The organism is Comamonas sp., from assembly GCF_036666375.1.
In the GTDB taxonomy this organism is placed as follows: domain Bacteria; phylum Pseudomonadota; class Gammaproteobacteria; order Burkholderiales; family Burkholderiaceae_C; genus Comamonas.
This window is the reverse complement of record NZ_JAVWWA010000215.1, coordinates 1-2,368: the sequence shown is the minus strand read 5'-3', so window position 1 is coordinate 2,368 and position 2,368 is coordinate 1. Positions and strand designations below refer to the sequence as shown.

The 2,368-nt window shown below is 63.3% G+C and carries 2 protein-coding genes; both read right to left on the bottom strand.

Going from position 1 to position 2,368, the window contains the following annotated elements; all coding sequences use genetic code 11:
- Positions 1-110 precede the first annotated feature (110 nt).
- Positions 111-746 carry a response regulator transcription factor gene (locus tag RR928_RS24715; RefSeq protein ID WP_332684729.1) on the bottom strand — a complete coding sequence of 212 codons (636 nt, stop codon included), beginning with the start codon at positions 744-746 and terminating at the stop codon, positions 111-113.
- Positions 743-2,116 carry a cache domain-containing protein gene (locus RR928_RS24710; RefSeq protein ID WP_332684727.1) on the bottom strand — a complete coding sequence of 458 codons (1,374 nt, stop codon included), beginning with the start codon at positions 2,114-2,116 and terminating at the stop codon, positions 743-745. The genes RR928_RS24715 and RR928_RS24710 overlap by 4 nt, the downstream gene beginning before the upstream one ends.
- Positions 2,117-2,368 lie beyond the last annotated feature (252 nt).

The following is a 2,368-nucleotide window of genomic DNA, read 5'->3' as shown; positions in this document are numbered from 1 at the left end:
GCGCCGGACTGTTAATCCGTAGGTCCCTGGTTCGAGCCCAGGTTGAGGAGCCAAATAAAAGGCTTGCAGCGTTTACGTTGCAAGCCTTTTTTCTTTGCCACACCGCTCACTCAGAGCGTCAGGTCCGCATAGTCGACCGCGTATTTCACCAGCGCCGCCTGGCCGTCCACGCGCAGCTTGCGCCGCAGATGCAGGCGGTGCGTCTCTATGGTGCGCACCGAGGCCCCGAGCGCCTGGGCAATTTCCCGGCTCGAACGCCCCTGCGCCAGCAAATGCAGCACCTGCGCCTCCTTGGGCGTGAGCGCGCGACTGGAGCGCTCGAGCGGACCGCTGTCTCCGAGCAACTCCTGCAGCCCGGGACTCAGATAGGTGCAGCCCCGCATCACCGCATCGATCGCATCGAGCAGCTGCTGGGCGGCCGCGTCCTTGAGCACATAAGCCAGCGCGCCCAGATCGAGCGCCCGGCGCACATATTCGGGGTCACGGTGCATCGACAGCACGACGATGCGCAGATCGGGAAAAGTCTGGGCGAACCGGGCCACGAGTTCGATGCCGCTCGCGCCCGGCATGCGGATGTCGGTGACCACCACATCGGGCGCCAGCGCCTGCGCCAGTTCAGCCGCCTCCTCCACGCCGCCCGCCTCGCCGACGACAACGATATGGTCGGTGATTCCCAGGCGCATGCGTATGCCGTCGCGCACCAATGGATGGTCGTCGACCAGCAGCACGCGCACGCTGCGCGTCATGCGGCGCCCGCCGCGACCGGCAGCGGCAGCGTGACCACCAGCCGGGTACCGTCACGGCCCGACTGCATCTCGAACCGGCCTTGCAGGCTTTCCATGCGCTCGCGCATGTTGCGCAGACCTATGCCGCCGCGCGCGTCGGCCTGCACGCGCTGCAGGTCGAACCCCAGGCCGTCGTCTATGATGCGCAGGCACACCGTGCGCGCGCCAAAGCACAGCTCCACCTGCACCGCCGTGGGGTGCGCATGGGCCTGGATATTGTTGAACGCCTCCTGCGCGACGCGGAACAAGGCCGTCGCATGGGCCGTGGGCAGGTCGCGGACCTGGCCCTGCTGCACGAAGTCGACGCGATAGGTGCAATGCGCCCGGACCTGCTCTACCAGCAGCGCCAGCGCCGCGGCCAGCCCCAGGTCGTCGAGCAGCGCCGGACGCAAGCCATGCGAGACGCGCCGGATTTCGGCCAGCGCATCGTTGAGCCGCTGCAGGCCCTGGTCCAGAAGGAGGCTCGCCCCCCGCCTGCCGGTGTCGGGCAGCGCGCAAGGCAGGCTTGCCTGCGCGGTCTCGAGCAGGAATTTGGAAGACACCATCACCTGCACCACGCCGTCGTGCAGTTCGCGCGCCACGCGCACGCGTTCATCCTCCTGCGAGCGCACCACGCGCTGGGCCAGGCGCTGGAGCTTGCCGCTCGCCACGCGCTGGCCGCGGAGATTGAACGCCAGTCCGGCCAGGCCTATGGCGAGCACGGCCGCCGCGGCAATGCCATAGAAATTGCGGCGGGTTTCTTCTATATTCTGCCGCGCATGGTTGTCGATTATATTCAGCGCCGCTTCAATATCATCCATATAAAGACCCGCGCCAATCACCCAACCCCAGTGCGCCAAAGGCGTGACAAAAGACATTTTCTGGGTATTCGATTGCGATGACGGCTTCATCCAGTCATAGCGAACCAACCCTCCGCCCTGCCGGGCCGACGTCATAATCATACTGGCCTGTAAAAACCCGGATGGATTATCGGGCTCGCAGAAATCCACGCCTTGCAATCCCATTTGCGAAGGCTCGAGCAGCATATTCCCATGGCGGTCATAGACAAAGAAATAGCCGTCCTTGCCAAACTGCATCTGGGACAGCATCGACAGCGCCTGGCGCTGCTGCGCGGCCACATCGCCATCTTCCACCGCCAGACGCCCCAGCGCCGCCTGCGCCAGGCTCACATAGTGGCGCAGCTCGACTTCCTTGCTCTGGGCATAGATCTCCTTGACCAGTTCGCGCTCCTGACCCGCGAGCTTGAGCGTCTGGCGCTGGACCATCACGGCCAGCGCCGCGAGCACCAGCAATGTGATGGCCGCCGTCAGCACGATCAGCCGGATTCGCATGGAGATTCTGGGAATGGGCAATTTCACCATTTTGGGGAGCACTGGAACCTATCTGGTGCGTTTCGATTAGAACTTCATGATATTGAACAATGGACAACGCCTCTTTATGCAGGATGCGTGCCAGCCAGATAAGAATTCATATCCGGCTCTACGTATTGCTTCGTAGGGGAAAAGATTCGATTCAGATGCGTGATTTGGCTTCTAGAATTTTGAAACGCCCACCGGAATACGGTTCTGATACCGAACCCTAGG